The 15172-nt window shown below is 45.7% G+C and carries 12 protein-coding genes; 8 read left to right on the top strand and 4 right to left on the bottom strand.

What is annotated here, in order from left to right:
- Positions 1–187: 187 nt before the first annotated feature.
- Positions 188–520 (bottom strand): iron-sulfur cluster insertion protein ErpA, encoded by a 333-nt coding sequence (erpA, locus tag ACFBZI_RS03555; RefSeq protein WP_375715062.1) that lies wholly within the window; start codon positions 518–520, stop codon positions 188–190.
- Positions 521–845: 325 nt separating this feature from the next.
- On the opposite strand from erpA, the gene ACFBZI_RS03550 reads away from it, so the two are divergent.
- From ACFBZI_RS03550 to ACFBZI_RS03530, 5 genes are all read left to right on the top strand, one after another.
- Positions 846–2816, top strand: coding sequence for an ABC-F family ATP-binding cassette domain-containing protein (locus ACFBZI_RS03550; RefSeq protein WP_375715061.1), 1971 nt, complete (start codon positions 846–848; stop codon positions 2814–2816).
- Between the two features lie 6 nt (positions 2817–2822).
- The gene (locus ACFBZI_RS03545) at positions 2823–3638 is read left to right on the top strand and encodes a J domain-containing protein (RefSeq protein ID WP_375715060.1); all 816 of its coding nucleotides are present in this window, start codon (positions 2823–2825) and stop codon (positions 3636–3638) included.
- Positions 3631–5037 (top strand): hypothetical protein, encoded by a 1407-nt coding sequence (locus ACFBZI_RS03540; RefSeq protein ID WP_375715059.1) that lies wholly within the window; start codon positions 3631–3633, stop codon positions 5035–5037. The genes ACFBZI_RS03545 and ACFBZI_RS03540 overlap by 8 nt, the downstream gene beginning before the upstream one ends.
- A 250-nt stretch (positions 5038–5287) precedes the next feature.
- The gene (locus ACFBZI_RS03535) at positions 5288–6538 is read left to right on the top strand and encodes an ATP-binding protein (RefSeq protein ID WP_375715058.1); all 1251 of its coding nucleotides are present in this window, start codon (positions 5288–5290) and stop codon (positions 6536–6538) included.
- An 88-nt stretch (positions 6539–6626) separates the two neighbouring features.
- Positions 6627–7595 carry a YheT family hydrolase gene (locus ACFBZI_RS03530; protein ID WP_375715057.1) on the top strand — a complete coding sequence of 323 codons (969 nt, stop codon included), beginning with the start codon at positions 6627–6629 and terminating at the stop codon, positions 7593–7595.
- Between the two features lie 461 nt (positions 7596–8056).
- Here ACFBZI_RS03530 and dapB read toward each other — a convergent pair whose 3' ends face one another.
- Complete coding sequence (gene dapB, locus ACFBZI_RS03525) at positions 8057–8857, bottom strand: 4-hydroxy-tetrahydrodipicolinate reductase (RefSeq protein WP_375715056.1); 801 nt, start codon at positions 8855–8857, stop codon at positions 8057–8059.
- A gap of 423 nt (positions 8858–9280) precedes the next feature.
- On the opposite strand from dapB, the gene tauD reads away from it, so the two are divergent.
- Together tauD and ACFBZI_RS03515 are read left to right on the top strand one after the other, a co-directional pair.
- Positions 9281–10138 (top strand): taurine dioxygenase, encoded by an 858-nt coding sequence (gene tauD, locus ACFBZI_RS03520; protein ID WP_375715055.1) that lies wholly within the window; start codon positions 9281–9283, stop codon positions 10136–10138.
- Positions 10139–10308: 170 nt separating this feature from the next.
- Positions 10309–11733 carry an APC family permease gene (locus tag ACFBZI_RS03515; RefSeq protein ID WP_375715054.1) on the top strand — a complete coding sequence of 475 codons (1425 nt, stop codon included), beginning with the start codon at positions 10309–10311 and terminating at the stop codon, positions 11731–11733.
- A gap of 174 nt (positions 11734–11907) precedes the next feature.
- Here ACFBZI_RS03515 and dnaJ read toward each other — a convergent pair whose 3' ends face one another.
- Entirely contained in the window at positions 11908–13056 is a 1149-nt protein-coding gene (gene dnaJ / locus ACFBZI_RS03510) for a molecular chaperone DnaJ (RefSeq protein WP_375715053.1), read from the bottom strand.
- 468 nt (positions 13057–13524) lie between these two features.
- Complete coding sequence (locus ACFBZI_RS03505; protein WP_375715052.1) at positions 13525–14229, bottom strand: pseudouridine synthase; 705 nt, start codon at positions 14227–14229, stop codon at positions 13525–13527.
- A 286-nt stretch (positions 14230–14515) separates the two neighbouring features.
- Here ACFBZI_RS03505 and ACFBZI_RS03500 point away from each other — a divergent pair, with 286 nt between their 5' ends.
- A complete protein-coding gene (locus tag ACFBZI_RS03500; RefSeq protein ID WP_375715051.1) occupies positions 14516–15112 on the top strand; it encodes a YigZ family protein in 597 nt (198 codons plus the stop codon).
- The last annotated feature ends 60 nt before the right edge of the window (positions 15113–15172 follow it).

Below are 15172 nucleotides of genomic sequence, written 5' to 3'. Positions count from 1 at the left end.
GTAAATGGGTAAAAGCTTATGCCAGCCAATTGGTCTATTCAACTGATGATAACAATAAGCGTGTCCGTTCCACGGCGATGGTGTCAGTGATTGTGTCAATCCAGATGCCAGTTGCCGATATTAATTTATCGTCTTAATTGTCTGGCAAATGTGAAAAAACCGCCGATGTCAAACCGCCAAATTGTCATCAAATCGAAAATGACGAGCCGCAGCCGCAAGTGGTGGTGGCATTTGGGTTGGTTACGGTAAAGCGTGAGCCTTCGAGTCCTTCGGTGTAGTCGATGGTTGAGCCGACCAGATATTGATAGCTTAGCGAATCGACCACCAAAATCTCTTGACCGTTATCAAAAGTGGCGTCATCATCGCCCAATTCTTCAGCAAAATCAAAGCCATAGCTAAAGCCTGAGCAGCCACCACCTGTCACATAGACACGCAGCATCAAAGCATCATTACCTTCGGCGGCTTTGAGTTTGGCGAGTTTAGCAGCGGCACTATCAGTAAGAATGAGTCCAGTATTCATAATAACCTGTAATTTTATCAATGCGTTAATGTGATGTGATTTGTTGATTTAATGTTTTTATCTAAATAAGTTCGATTGTTCATTATACAAGGTTTGGCGTATGAAAATAAGTGCTTTTTGGTAATTATCTGTGCGTCATTGGAATATGAGCTGTTTATCGTTGGCGAAATCGGTTTGCTGAAAGTTTTTTTGATTGGGTAAGTTTGGCGATTGGTGGTGATTTGGGCATTGGGCAGGCGCGTGGTGGCAGCTTATTTTATGGATCAAATTTGTAGATCAAAATATGCTAAAATAGGGCAAATTTTGGCAAATAAACACACAAAAGATGATTGAGTTTAAAAATGTAGCGGTACGCCGAGAAGGTCGCTTGCTATTTAGCGATGTCAATTTGCAACTGCACAAAGGGCAAAAAATCGGCTTGACAGGCAATAACGGCACGGGCAAATCCACGCTGTTTGCCACCATTTTGGGCGAGCATGGCACGGATATGGGTAATATCAGTCTGCCTGAGACTTGGCAGATTGCACACATGGCACAAGAAGTGCAAGCGGTGCAGATGAGTGCGATGGATTATGTGCTGTCTGGTGATGATGAGTGGTGGCAATTAAACGAGCAAATCAGCCAGCAGGACACTTTGAGCGAGTCGCAGATTGCTCCGATTTATCAGCGGTTTGATGAGATTGACGGTTATCGCACCAAGGCAAAAGCGGCGACGATTTTGGCAGGGCTGGGCTTTGCCGAGATGGAATTTGACAAATTGGTCAAGCAGTTTTCGGGCGGCTGGCGAATGCGGCTCAATCTGGCACGCACTTTGATGCACCGAGCCGAGATTTTACTGCTTGATGAGCCGACCAACCATTTGGATTTAGATGCGATATTGTGGCTAGAAGAATGGTTGGCAAAGTTTGATGGGTTGATTTTATTGGTCAGCCACGATCAGGCGTTTATGGATACGGTGTGTGGGCATATTTTGCACATTGAGCAGGGCAAAATCACCCTATACACGGGCAATTATAGCCAGTTTGTGCAGACACGAGCCCAAAGACTGGCACAAGAGCAGCAAGCCTACCAAAAACAACAAGCGGTTAAGGCTCACTTAGAAGATTATATCCGCCGTTTTCGTGCCAAAGCAACCAAGGCAAAACAAGCCCAAAGCCGCATCAAGCAGCTAGATCGCATGGCCGAGCTGTCGCCTGTGATGGCAGACAGTGCGTTTAGTTTTCGCTTTTATGAGCCATCGCATATGGCATCGCCGCTTATTAGCCTAGATAATGCCACCATCGGCTATGACGGTCAGCCGATGATTCATCGAGTCAATTTACAAATCACCCCAAGCAAACGACTGGGTATCCTAGGGGCAAATGGTGCTGGCAAATCCACACTGATCAAGGCGCTGGTCGGTGAGTTGCCGCTTATTAGTGGCACGCACAAGCTGTCTGAGACGCTCAAATTGGGCTATTTTAATCAGCATCAGATGGACAGCCTAGATGACGATGCCACGCCGATGGTGATGCTAAGACGCATTGCCAAGCAGACATCGGACGCTGATTTGCGAGCGTTTTTGGGCAGTTTTGATTTTCGTGGTGAGCGAATCGATACGCCCAGCCGTCTGTTCTCAGGCGGTGAGCGAGCCAGATTGATGCTGGCATTGTTGGTGTGGCAGCGTCCCAATGTGCTGGTGCTTGACGAGCCGACCAACCACCTAGATTTACAAATGCGAAATGCGTTAATGCTGGCACTGCAAGACTTTGCTGGGGCGTTGATTTTGGTGTCGCACGATCGTGATTTGATTTTATCGGTGTGCGATGAGCTGCTTTTGGTTGCTGATGGTCGTGCCGAAGAATTTGCTGGCGATATGCGTGATTATGCCGAGCATCTCAAGCAGGTGCGTCAAAATCGCCAAACGCAGCATAAGGCGGATAAGTCGGACAAGGCAAATTTGGCAAATCTGTCAAATAAGCACGTCGACAAAGCCACGCCCAATGAGTCATCAGAGCCTATCGCTCAATTAAGCAAAGAAGAACGCCGCAAAAAAAATGCCCAAATCCGTGAGCAGACCGCACCACTAAGAAAACGCATCAGCACGCTGGAGCAGCAGCTAAGTCAGCTCACCGATAAACTTGCCGCCATCGAAGACGCCTTATCAGACACTGCCCTTTATGACGATGCCAATAAAGCGGTGCTGCTCGATAAGCTGAACACCCAAAGCACATTAAAGATGCAGATTGACGAGCTAGAAGACAGCTTATTGATGGCGATGGACGAGCTTGAGACTGCCGAAAGTGGCTTGGTATGAGTGCTTATGAGCGATTATTATCAACTGCTTGGCGTTGCCGATGATGCCGATATTGCCACCATCAAGCGTGCCTACCGCCAAAAAATCGCCCATCACCACCCTGATAGGCACGGCGGCGATGCTAATGATGAGATGGTCAGGCGGCTGAATTTGGCATATGCCACGCTCAAAGATAATGATGCTCGTGCCGATTATGACCGTCAATTACGCAAGCGACGCCAGCAGCGTTGGCTTGATGACAAGCGGACGCAGCTGGCTACTGTCGTGGCGTCTGTTGCTCGGCAGTTTGGTAAAATCGAGCCGTTTGGCACGCACAGGCACTTTGCCACCGCCAAGGCAGCCAATCAAGCAGCCAAAGTGGTGCGGCATCTGCAAAATATCTGGCATAAGATGGCGGACGCAGCGACAAAGCCTGCAGCCGATGCCATTTGCCAAATCAGCCTAAGCACCGCTTATCAAGGCGGTCAGGTGGCGATTGTGGTGGCTGGTGTCAGCTATCAAGCCACCTTGCCCAAAGGTCTTGGCGATGGCGAAATCATCAGCGTGCAGTGTGCTGGCGTGCCAGTGCGTATCCAAATCAAAATCAGTACGCCGTCTGTACAAATCATCGGCAGCGATGTCCATTATACGGTCAATTTAAGTCAAACGCAGGCAAAAAACGGCACGAGCATCACCTTGCCAGAGCCACTCTCGCTACGGCTTGCCATTCCGCCCAAAGGCAGCTATCCTGCCAAGATTGTGCTGCATGGGCAAGGGCTGCCACTGGCGGACACGGCGGGGTATTTTATCGTGCATTTGATGGTTAAGGAAACGCATGATTAAAATAAAAACCCCAATCTACGCCACGATTTACACCAAAGAAATGTTGCGAGATCCTGAATTATTCATGGTTCGTGTACGCCATTTTTGCGAGACGATGCCCCAACTTTATCCTGAAAAATTTGGCTTTGGCAATCCAAATACCGTATTTGAGCTTAATAAGGACATATTAATTCCACGCCATTTGGGCGGTGCTGCTGACACATTGTATTGGCAACGCACCAAAAAGATGCGTGCCAAAGGCGACTTTAGCCCTTCTTATGCTGGCAAAACCCACTCAACCGAATATCTGTGTTGCGAATATACACAAGTCCCGCAGCAACAAATTATTGATTATGTTACACATACCTGCGTAGCTTTTGATGCCGACTTGGCGGTTATTGATATGAATAAAAGTCAGCAAATCCCAGAAAACATGAGAGAGCTACCAAGCATTCACCCTGTCACACATGAGCTAAAATATTACTTTCCTGAGATGCCTTGGGGAGTTGTTTTTGGTAAGCCGTATGTAGCATTGTTTGGCTTGCAAAATTTGCTAAATTGTCCTGCTTATTATGTCAAACAAATTTCCGAACATCATGTGTATATTCAGCTCACCGAGAATATCCAAGAAGTGTTTGAGCAGCCAGAACGCACCAATAAAATCCGTAAGCAAGTTGCCAATGCAATTCACCCTTTTGCCTTTTGGCGTGCCGATCGTGTGTTTGACATTAATGGCTGGCGGTTTTTTCAAGATGTTGATAAAGAAAATGCCCTTGAGCGAGTTATTGACATTCCTGAGCAAAGCCCTTATTTGGAGTTGTATGACAGACCAACTTTTCATCTGGTGAGTGATCGCTATATGCAAGCAGAGATACCACCAATGGACGACAGCTATCTTGATGAAATTAAAATTGTTGAATCGCAGCGTTGGCATTTTAAAATCAGTCAGCATTGGATTTTTGCACACATTCCCCAACCAGACATTTCATCAGATTTAAGCTCAGGTGAAGCAGAAGAATTTGAAATTTTCTATCACCCCGAAGATTATGATTTGCCCCCGAGTAAGTCGCTGTTTGTGCGTGCGTACAGTCGCTATGATAATAAAAATTTAGAGCATTATTGTGCCTATTTGATGAATCAGTGTATTTTGCATTATTGGCATTTCGCTCACGATTGGATTGATTTGGATAAAAAAGTTGAGTACGCAGATGATTTTTCAGATCATGCCATCTTAAGCATTGATAAATATCGCCTTATTGAGCAAATTGATGATTTAAAAATTTATCATCGCATTGCAATGAAAATCTTGGTATTTCAAGATTTGGTTGTCCGACTGATGTTTGAAGATCGCTTTGTTGAAGATTTAAAACAATCTGATACATTAATTCAGCCTGTGTTTAGTAGCTTTGTAGCGAAGTAGTGTGTTTTATTGAGGTGCTTCAACAGTAGTGTTTTTTGTTGTGAAAAACATTGATTTTTCTAGGGTCAATTTTATCAAAATCTTGTAAAAATACTACTGTTTAAAAAATAACTTAAATGATAGTGTTTTTACATACCATACCAATGGTGCTGTCATTGATAATCATATGCAAATTGGTTTGTGAAGCCAATTGACTTTAAATCTAGTTTAATTTACGATATAATCTTAAATTAAACTAGATTTAACGCTTATGTACATTCCACGCCACTTACATTACATTTTAACAAAGCTCATTGCTCAGTTCCCTGCGGTTATGGTCACAGGGGCAAGACAGGTGGGTAAGTCCACTTTGTTACAGCACACCGCCAGTCAGCAAGATGAAAAGTATGACTATGTCACCTTTGACGACCCAATGCGTTTAGATCAAGCCCAAAATGACCCCATGCTTTTTATGATGAATCATGCAGGGCGTCTGGTTTTAGATGAAGTACAATATGCTCCCAAGCTGTTTTCGGTGTTAAAACTGCACATTGATCAAAAAAAGCAAAATGGTCTGTTTTTATTGTCAGGCTCTCAAGCATTCAGTCTGATGACGCATGTTAATGAAAGTCTGGCAGGGCGTGTGGCAGTTTTAAGACTGTTGGGTTTGTCTTACCGTGAAATTCGGGGCGTGGAGTTTTTTGATGGGTTTGTGCCAACACAAGATTATTTAAAGGCATATGAGTCTGCCATGGCGATGCAAGATGGGCAAGGCAGACAAGATACGCTGTGGCAGATGATTCACAAAGGACAAATGCCAAGATTATATGAGCAAGAAACACACTGGGAGATTTATTATGCTTCTTATGTTAGTACTTATCTGCAAAGAGATGTTCGCCACATTGCCAATATCAGAGATTTAAACGACTTTACTCGCTTTATGGTAGCGGTGGCTGCACGAAGTGGTGAGTTGTTAAATTATAATAACATTGCCCAAGAGGTGGGCGTGTCTGTGGATACGGTTAAACGCTGGATTACGATTTTGGAAACTTCAGGCATTGTTTATTTATTAAAACCTTATCATCACAATCACCTAAAAAGAGCCATTAAAACCCCAAAAATCTATATGTTAGACACAGGACTTATGGCATACCTAACCAAGTGGCTGACCCCAGAGGTGTTACAACATGGTGCCAAAAATGGGCAATTTTTTGAAAGTTTTGTGGTGGCAGAGATTTTAAAATCTTTCTACAATCAGGGCATTGAGCCGCCTGTTTATTTTTATCGAGACACTAACCAAAAAGAGATTGATGTCATCATCGAAGAAGATGGTGTCGTCTACCCTGTGGAAATAAAAATGACCGCCAAGCCTACCAAAAAGCACGCCGCACACTTTAATACCCTAAAAGAGCAATTGCCAGACAATGAAATTAGTGTTGGCACTGGTGTTATTATCAATCAATATCCAGACAGACTGTGGTTGGACAAAGATTTGGTGGCGTTGCCTGTGTGGTATTTGTAAATACAAAATCATCTTGTGGCGTATTATTTTAAAAAAATAGTTTTGAAATAATGCTAAAATAGAGCTTTTTAAGTTTTTGTCAGTCATTATGAATCAATCAACTTTTTCTCCACCAATTTGGCTAAAAAACCCACATTTACAAACCATTTTGCCAAGATTTTTAATCAAATACACGCCCAATTATGAGCGACAACTGGTCAAAGATTCGCTAGATCAAAGCGATGTCGCCTTTGATTATCTGCTATCTGATGACAATAAAGATGCCGATGGCAGATACACCACGCCTGTGGTGGTGCTGTTTCATGGTATGGAAGGCTCAAGCCAGAGCCACTATGCTCGCACTTTGGCACAGCATGTCAGCCATCGTGGTTGGCATTTTGTGGTGGTGCATTTTCGCTCATGCGGCGGCGTGGCGGTGTCTGGCAAGGTGTTTTATAATGCTGGCGACACTGCCGAAGTGGCACATAATTTACAAATACTACAAAAACAATTCACCACAATCTATGCCGTGGGCGTGTCGCTGGGCGGCAATGCCCTTGCCAAATACATGGGCGAGCGTGGCACGGACGCCATCGCCCAAAAATCCGCCATCGTCTCAGCACCTGTGGATTTGGCGAGTGCATCGGTAGCGATGGAGCGGCTGCTTGGTCGCCATGTCTATACGCCGTATTTGCTCAATCCAATCATCAAAAAAGCTTTGGACAATCAGCTTAGTAGCGATGAAATCCAAGCACTAAAATCCGCCAAACGCATGGCAGATTTTGACAATGCCTTTACCGCACCACGCCACGGCTACCGCTCAAAAAACGACTATTACCGCCAAGCATCTGCCTTGCCTTATTTGGCACAGATTGCCAAGCCGACACTCATCATCACCGCCAAGGACGATCCGTTTTTGGGCGTGACAGCCGAGCCGGGCGATGTGTCGGCTGATGTTTGTTTGCTAGATACACGCTTTGGTGGTCATATCGGCTTTGTGGATTATGATTATCAAGCACGGCAATTTGACTTAGGCTATGTCGCACGCACGGCACTGGCGTTTTTTGCGGATAATTAGGGCGATAAATCGACAAAAATGAAAAATAAGAAGGCGTCTTTATGGACTGTGGTGGTGATATTAAATATATTGATTGCTGTGCTGATCTCGGTAGATTTTGGTAAAAAATACTATATTGATATGAAAGGCTTTGTTATAGCATCAATGGGTTTGTATGTGTTTTCATCGTCCATGAAGGATTACTTTCTTGGGAAGGATTTTATATCTTTTTCGTCAATAAAAAGTAGCGATGGGCAGATTTACAGGTTCTTGGGATTTATTTTTTCATTGTTTTTGTATATTGCAACCATTATAACATTCATTGGGCAGTGATGGTCAATGATGACAACGCAGCCGCCAATTTGATAGATTGATTGTATTCATTGTCCAATTTATTTAAAAATCAAAAAGCCAAGATAAGTTTAAAACCATCTTGGCTTTGTTTTATTTTTATCAATATTTTAAATGATGATTTAAAATACTCAACCCTTTAGCCCCAGCACATCTTGCATATCGTAAAGACCTGCTGGCTGTGTGGCTGCCCACAGTGCAGCACGCACCGCCCCTGTGGCAAAGGTGGCACGGCTTTGGGCTTTGTGGGTGATTTCGATAATCTCGCCGTCCATGATAAATTCAACCGTATGCTCACCGACAATCTCGCCGCCACGCACCGCATGGATACCAATATCGCCTGCTTGACGCTTGGCGACACCTTCACGGCCATGCACGGCGACATTATTCAGCTGCTGCCCACGGGCATTTGCTACAGCCTTTGCCATCATCATCGCCGTGCCTGATGGTGCGTCAATCTTGTGCTTGTGATGATGCTCGATAATCTCAACATCAGCGTCCAAGCTCAGTACTCGTGCAGTGGTTTGTAGCAGATTTAGGGACAGATTGACCCCTGTTGAGTAGTTGCCAGCATAGACGATGGCGATGTGTTTGGCGGCATCGTGCAGCTTGGCTTCTTGTTCACTACTAAGACCAGTTACGCCCATCACCAGTGGGATTTTGTGCGTGATGCACTGCTCAAGCACTTCATCGAGTGCTTCAGGCAAGCTAAAATCAATCATCGCATCAATCTTGGCAGCGTCTAGGGTGGAGAGCAGCACGCCTGCTTTTTTGCTGCCGATAAATTCGCCAGCGTCCACACCGATTAAACTTGAGATACTGCGGACATACGCACCGCCAAGGTTGGTATTGGGGTTGTTTAGGGTGGCTTCGATGAGCATACGCCCCATGCGTCCTGATGCACCCATGATGCCGATATTGATTGCTGCCATAAAATCCTCTTTTGATAATGATGATAAATTTGTCGCTTGGATAATCCAAACACCAAAAGCCAAATAAAACAGATACCAAGATTATACCCAAAAATTTGCCCGAATCAAAACATTTTACGCCATGGCTGACGCTTGGGCGTGCTTGGTGATGGCGTGCCTTTTACCAAGATTTGCCACAAATGCACCACAAATTTGCCACAATTTACCAAAATCCACCAACCTGCTCGTTGGCAAAGGTTAAATTATGAAAAAATCGCATATCAAAAGGTACAAATGGATTTTTCAATATACCTGTGAACGCTTTAATATATAGCAGTATCAAAAAGTGGCATGATTTTGCCCAAATTTTAGATTGACATGCCAGATAAGTTTTATATCATTTAAAATTATTTAAGATAATCTTAATATTATTAGGAGCAAGCCATGAGCAGCCAAAGCAACCAACCGACCATCAATCCCATCAAACCGACCATCGGTGCGGTGATTGATGGCATTGATTTGAATCAAGTAGATGATGCGTTGTTGGCGTTTATTAAGCAGGCACTGCTAAAGCATCATGTGATTTTTTTTCGCAATCAAGATTTGACTTCTAAGGCACAAGTTCGCCTTGCCAGAAGTTTTGGCGATTTGCACATTCACCCGATTTTCCCAACTGTGCCTGATGTGCCAGAAGTGATTGTGCTGGACAGTCATAAGCTGGATTTGCGAGATAATGAGCTGTGGCATACCGATGTAACTTTTAGCAAAACGCCACCGATGGGCTGCGTGCTGCGTGCGGTAAAAATCCCAGAACATGGCGGCGATACACTGTGGGCGAGCGGCATTGCGGCATTTAAGGCACTGGATAAAGACATTCAGGACAAAATCACGCCGCTGACCGCCGAGCATGATATTCGCTTGTCGTTCCCTGTGGAGCGGTTTGGTTATAGCGATGAAGAGCGTGCCAGACTCGAAGAAGTATTCGCCAAAAATCCCCCAGTCACGCACCCTGTGGTACGCACGCACCCTGAGACTGGCGAGCCGATTTTGTTTGTCAGCGAAGGCTTTACCGCCAAGATTAACGGACTGGACGAGAGCGAATCTGCAGAGCTGCTATCGTTTTTGACCCAGCACGCCGTCAAAGAAGAGTTCCACCTACGCTGGCAATGGCAAGAAGGCGATGTGGCGATTTGGGACAACCGCTCAACCCAGCATAAGGCGTTATTTGACTATGGCGATGCTCACCGCATCATGCACCGTGCCACGGTCAATGGCGATGAGCCGTATTACAAGGCCAACTGATTGACGGCTTTGGTTCATTTGGTTTAATTGGTCAATTTGGTTGATTTGATTAATTAAATCGCCCATCTGCCAGCCATTTTGCCAGCTGATGACATTGCGGATAAAACCGTTATCCGCAATGAATTTTTGCATTTTTAAAAGTGATCATTACATGAACAAAAGGATAAATTGTGTCAAAATCAACCTTAAGTCGCAGCCTAAAATTAAGCTCAGTGTATGCGATGGCAGTGGGTTCGGCGGTGGGCTGGGGAGCGTTTGTGCTGCCTTATCAATGGCTGTCGTCGGCTGGGCTTTTGGCGGTGGTGGCGGGTTTTATGCTAGCGACAGTGCTGATTGGCGTGGTGGCGATTAACTACGGCTACGCCACTTGCAAACTGCCAGTTACTGGCGGTGGGGTGGTTTTTGCTTTATTGGCATTGGGGCATCGGCATGGGTTTATCGCTGGCTGGTCGCTGATGCTTGGCTATATGGGTATCGTCGCCCTAAATGCGTCTGCGGTGGCGTTGGTGCTGCGGCTGATTATGCCAGATGTGATGCAGCAATTTGCCCTATATCAGGTCGCCGATTGGGTGATTTATGCCCCTGAAGTGCTGGCTTCATCGCTGTTTTTGTTGATTTTTGCTTATTTGAATGTCAAAAATACCGCTTTTTCGGGGCGTGTGCAGTTTTTGGCGGTGCTATTGATGTTATTTGCAGTGGGTGTGATTGTGCTGGGGACGGGTACTCATTTTGTGCAATATGGCAGTGTTTTGCCTTGGCAGCCGCCTGCTGGCACGGCTTTTTGGTCGGCGGTGGCGGCGATTGTGGCATTTGCACCTTGGGCGTATATTGGTTTTGATAGCATTCCACAGATGGCAGGCGAGTTTAATTTTTCGACCAAAAAAATCATGAAATTGCTCATCGCCAGCGTCGTCAGTGCCACCGCCTTATATTTGGCGATGGTGGTTGCCAGTGCGTTTGCTTTTGGCACGGATTTGGCGGATTTTGCCAGTCAATCATGGGCAACAGGGGCTGCCATTGGTGATGTCATGGGAACAGCGGGCTTGGTGATTTTGATTGTGGCGGTGAGCATGGGCGTGCTGACAGGGCTAAATGGCTTTTATTTGGCGTCCAGTCGGATTTTATTGACCATGGGGCGAGCCAAGATGCTGCCAGCGACTTTTGCCAGACTGCACCCAAAACACGGCACGCCATCGGTGGCGATTTATGCGGTGATGGCAGTGTGTCTGATCAGTCCATGGTTTGGCAGAGCGGCGTTATTGTGGGTTGTGGACATGACCAGTGTCGGCATCGCCATCACCTTTTTTTATGCGTGTTTTTGTGCGTATCGCTTGGGCAAAACAGGCAAACTGTCTGGCAAAGTGTTCCAGTCGCCAAATCGCACTCAAGCGATCATCGGTGCGTTGGGCTGTGTGGTTAGCCTTGGGTTTTTGGCGTTGTTGGTGTTGCCGTTTTCGCCAGCGGTGCTGAGTTTGCCTGCGTGGTGTGCTTTGGCGGTGTGGCTTGTCGTTGGTGGCGGTGTGTATTATTATCAACGCAAGTCCTTGCACCAAAAAAGCCAATTGCAAATTTACGAATCCATGCGTGATGTGTAATTGTTTAATTGTCAAATAATTATCAAATGACGATTGAGTGATTTAAAAATGTAAAAAACACCAAGTTCGCCGTTTTTATCTAGCCAAATCAAACACAAATCAAAAACCAAAAACCATCGCCTGCACGACAAGCGATGGTTTTTTATATTTAAAATAAAAAACAACAAAAAAGGATCAATCAAACAAATCTTTGACATCGTCTTTGATTTTGTCAAAAAAGCCTTTTTTCTTGGCTTCGCCTTGATTGTCGCTGCTCAAAGTACCTTGTAGCTGTCTGAGCAAATCACGCTGCTCGCTGGTGAGATTGACTGGCGTCTGCACGATGATGCGACAAATCAAATCACCCAGCATTCGCCCTTGAACGGTGGTAACACCTTTGCCACGCACACGCAAAAGTTTGCCTGACTGCGTACCTTCGGCGATTTTGATTTTGATTTTGCCATCTAGAGTTGGGATTTCGATTTCATCACCCAGTGCTGCTGACACCATCGATACTGGGACGTCCATGTGCAGATCAGCACCGTTTCGGGTGAAAATCTCGTGCGGCTTGACACGCACTTCCACATACAGATCGCCGCTTGGCATACCGTGATCGCCAGCTTCGCCCTTGCCAGCCAGACGCACACGGTCGCCATCATCGACACCGGCAGGAATGCTGATTTCTAGAGTTTGCTGCTCTTGTTTTTTGCCGTTGCCGTGGCAATCTGGGCAAGGGTTTTTGATTTGTTTGCCAGTGCCATGACACTCAGGGCAAGTCTGCTGCATCACAAAAAACCCTTGCTGCATACGCACCTGACCTTGACCATGACAGTGCGAGCAAGTGACGATGTCGCTGTCTTTGACCGCACCTTTACCATGGCAAGTGCCGCAAGTGGTTGATGTGTGATAGGTGATTTGTTTTTTGCAGCCTTTGACCGCTTCTTCGAGTGTCAAGGTGATGTTGTACAGTAAGTTTGCCCCTTGGCGAGCTTGACGGCGTGAGCTGCCACCACCAAAACCACCGCCAAACGCTTGGCCAAAAATATCACCAAAGATGTCATTAAAGCCACTACTGCCACCACCAAAACCACCACCGCCAAAGCCGCCAGCACCCATGCCTTGCTCGTAGGCGGCATGCCCCACACGGTCGTAGGTGGCACGCTTGTCGGCGTCGCTTAGAGTCTCGTAGGCTTTGGTGGCTTCTTTGAGTTTTTCTTCGGCTTCTGGATTGTCTGGGTTGCGGTCAGGGTGGTATTTCATCGCAATTTTGCGAAATGCCTTTTTAATTTCTTTTTCGTCGGCAGAGCGACTCACGCCCAAAATCTCATAAAAATCTTTGCTCATATCCAAAACTCAATACAATTTACAATAAATTTACAATTAAAATCAGTCAAAATATTGCTCAATATGGTGTTCTTTGTTGCATTTATCAAGCCAAAACCCAAAAAATCTTTACCAATCTTGGCATTTGTGCGGTTTTGGTCGGATTTTGGTGGGCGATTTTTCAAATTGTTAATTTACCAATTTATCGATTTACCAATTTGTCAAATTGCCAATTGACCAGATTTGCAAAAACGATGTTTCACATGAAACTTTTAACATTGCCCAAATCTCAAATTCCAAATATTGGCACGATGAATTTGCGATGATTTGGTTGGTTGATTTACCAAATTGGGCTTAAATTGACCAAACTTATTGACCAAACTTGACTTGGCAAAACTGAGCCAAAATAAAACACGCCCGCCACTTTGTTCAACAGACAAATTTTGGCAGGCGTGTTGGCATCAAAAGTTTTGGCAATCTGATCAAAAATTAAAATTGGGCAATCTCATCGGCACTCAAAAAGCGGCACTCGCCCATCTCCAGACCGTCAAGGGTGATAGTGCCGATACTGGCTCGGTGTAGGGCGATGACTTTATTGCCAAAATATGCCATCATGCGTTTGACTTGATGGTATTTGCCTTCGGTGAGTGTCAGCACCGCATGCGTCTCATCGTCAAAGGACAGCTCGGCAGGGTGGGTTTTTTGGGTTTCACCGTCAAGCAAGATACCATTTGCCACTTGTTTGATGGCGTGTGCTTGGGCATCGCTGTCCATGGGGTCGGCTAGGGTGAGCTGATAACGCTTGGGCTGATGGTGCTTGGGGCTGGTCACTCGGTGCAGCCATGCGCCATCGTCAGACAGCAGCAACGCCCCTGTGGTATCGACATCGAGCCTGCCTGCGATGCGTAGGCTTGCTACTTCAGGCACAGCGATAAGGTCGGTAACGATGGGGTATTCTTTGGGCTTTAGCGTGCATTCAAAGCCGTCTGGCTTATACAGCAAAATGTAGCGGTTGCCATCGGCGACACTGAGCGGCTCGCCTGCCCACAGCACTTCATCACAAGCGACATCAATGTGATGGCTGCCGTCTTTGATGATGACATCATTGACCGTAATCTCGCCAGCGTGCAAGACTTTTTTGGCGTCTTTGCGAGACAGTTCGGTGGCTTTGCTAAGAAATTTATCCAGACGCATGGGCATTTTCCAAGAATAATCAGACTAAAACCAATTAGTTTAGCATATTTTGCACTGGTTTTGCTAAAGTTTGATAATTTTAGTATAATTTGCCAGTGTAATTAATATGTATTAATAATAATTGGTAAAAATGGTTAATTTTTAGCAAGTTTGTTAATATTTTGTGCATGATTTTATTGACCATTTATCGATAATCTGCCAATAATCCGCCAAGTAAATTCAAGCGAATTGTACAAAACCCCAAAATGTGGGAAAATGACACATCTTTTATTATGTGAGCCAGATTGTGAGCTACCAAACCCCAAGCCAGCCGTGCCAAGCCGTTTATGAAATCAAAAAAAGCGAATTTTTGGCATTTGCTTATCCGATTGACAGCCGTGAACAGGCGATGAGCCATGTGCAATCGCTCAGAGCGTCCTATCCTGACGCTCGCCATCACTGCTACGGCTACATCATCGGTGATCCGCACAATACCACCAGTGCAGGCTTTGATGATGATGGTGAGCCAAACGGCACGGCAGGCAGGCCGATTCTCAATGTCTTGCAGCATAAGGCGATTGGCAATTGTATCATCGTGGTGGTGCGATATTTTGGCGGCATCAAGCTGGGGGCGGGCGGCTTGACTCGTGCCTATGCCGCAGCCGCACAGATGGCGGTTGATGCGATGGTTTTGACCCAGTTTGTGCTGCGTCAGAGCGTGACCGTGCGTAGCGATTTTGCCAACGAAGCTCAGGTACGCTATTTGGTGGACGCAGTCGGTGGCGAGATACTGGCGGTGGATTATGACACGCAAGTGCATCTAAAGGCACAGATTGACGCTGCCAAAGTGCCAGAGTTTGTGGCAAGTTTGGGCGTGCATGGCGTGGTTGATGAGCCAGTGTAGCCAAGCTTATTGGTTGATTTTATGATATTTTTGATGACAAAAATCCGCCTTGATTACCAA

The organism is Moraxella marmotae (assembly GCF_042219885.1).
GTDB lineage: Bacteria > Pseudomonadota > Gammaproteobacteria > Pseudomonadales > Moraxellaceae > Moraxella > Moraxella marmotae.
This window is presented reverse-complemented; position numbering and strand designations above follow the sequence as displayed.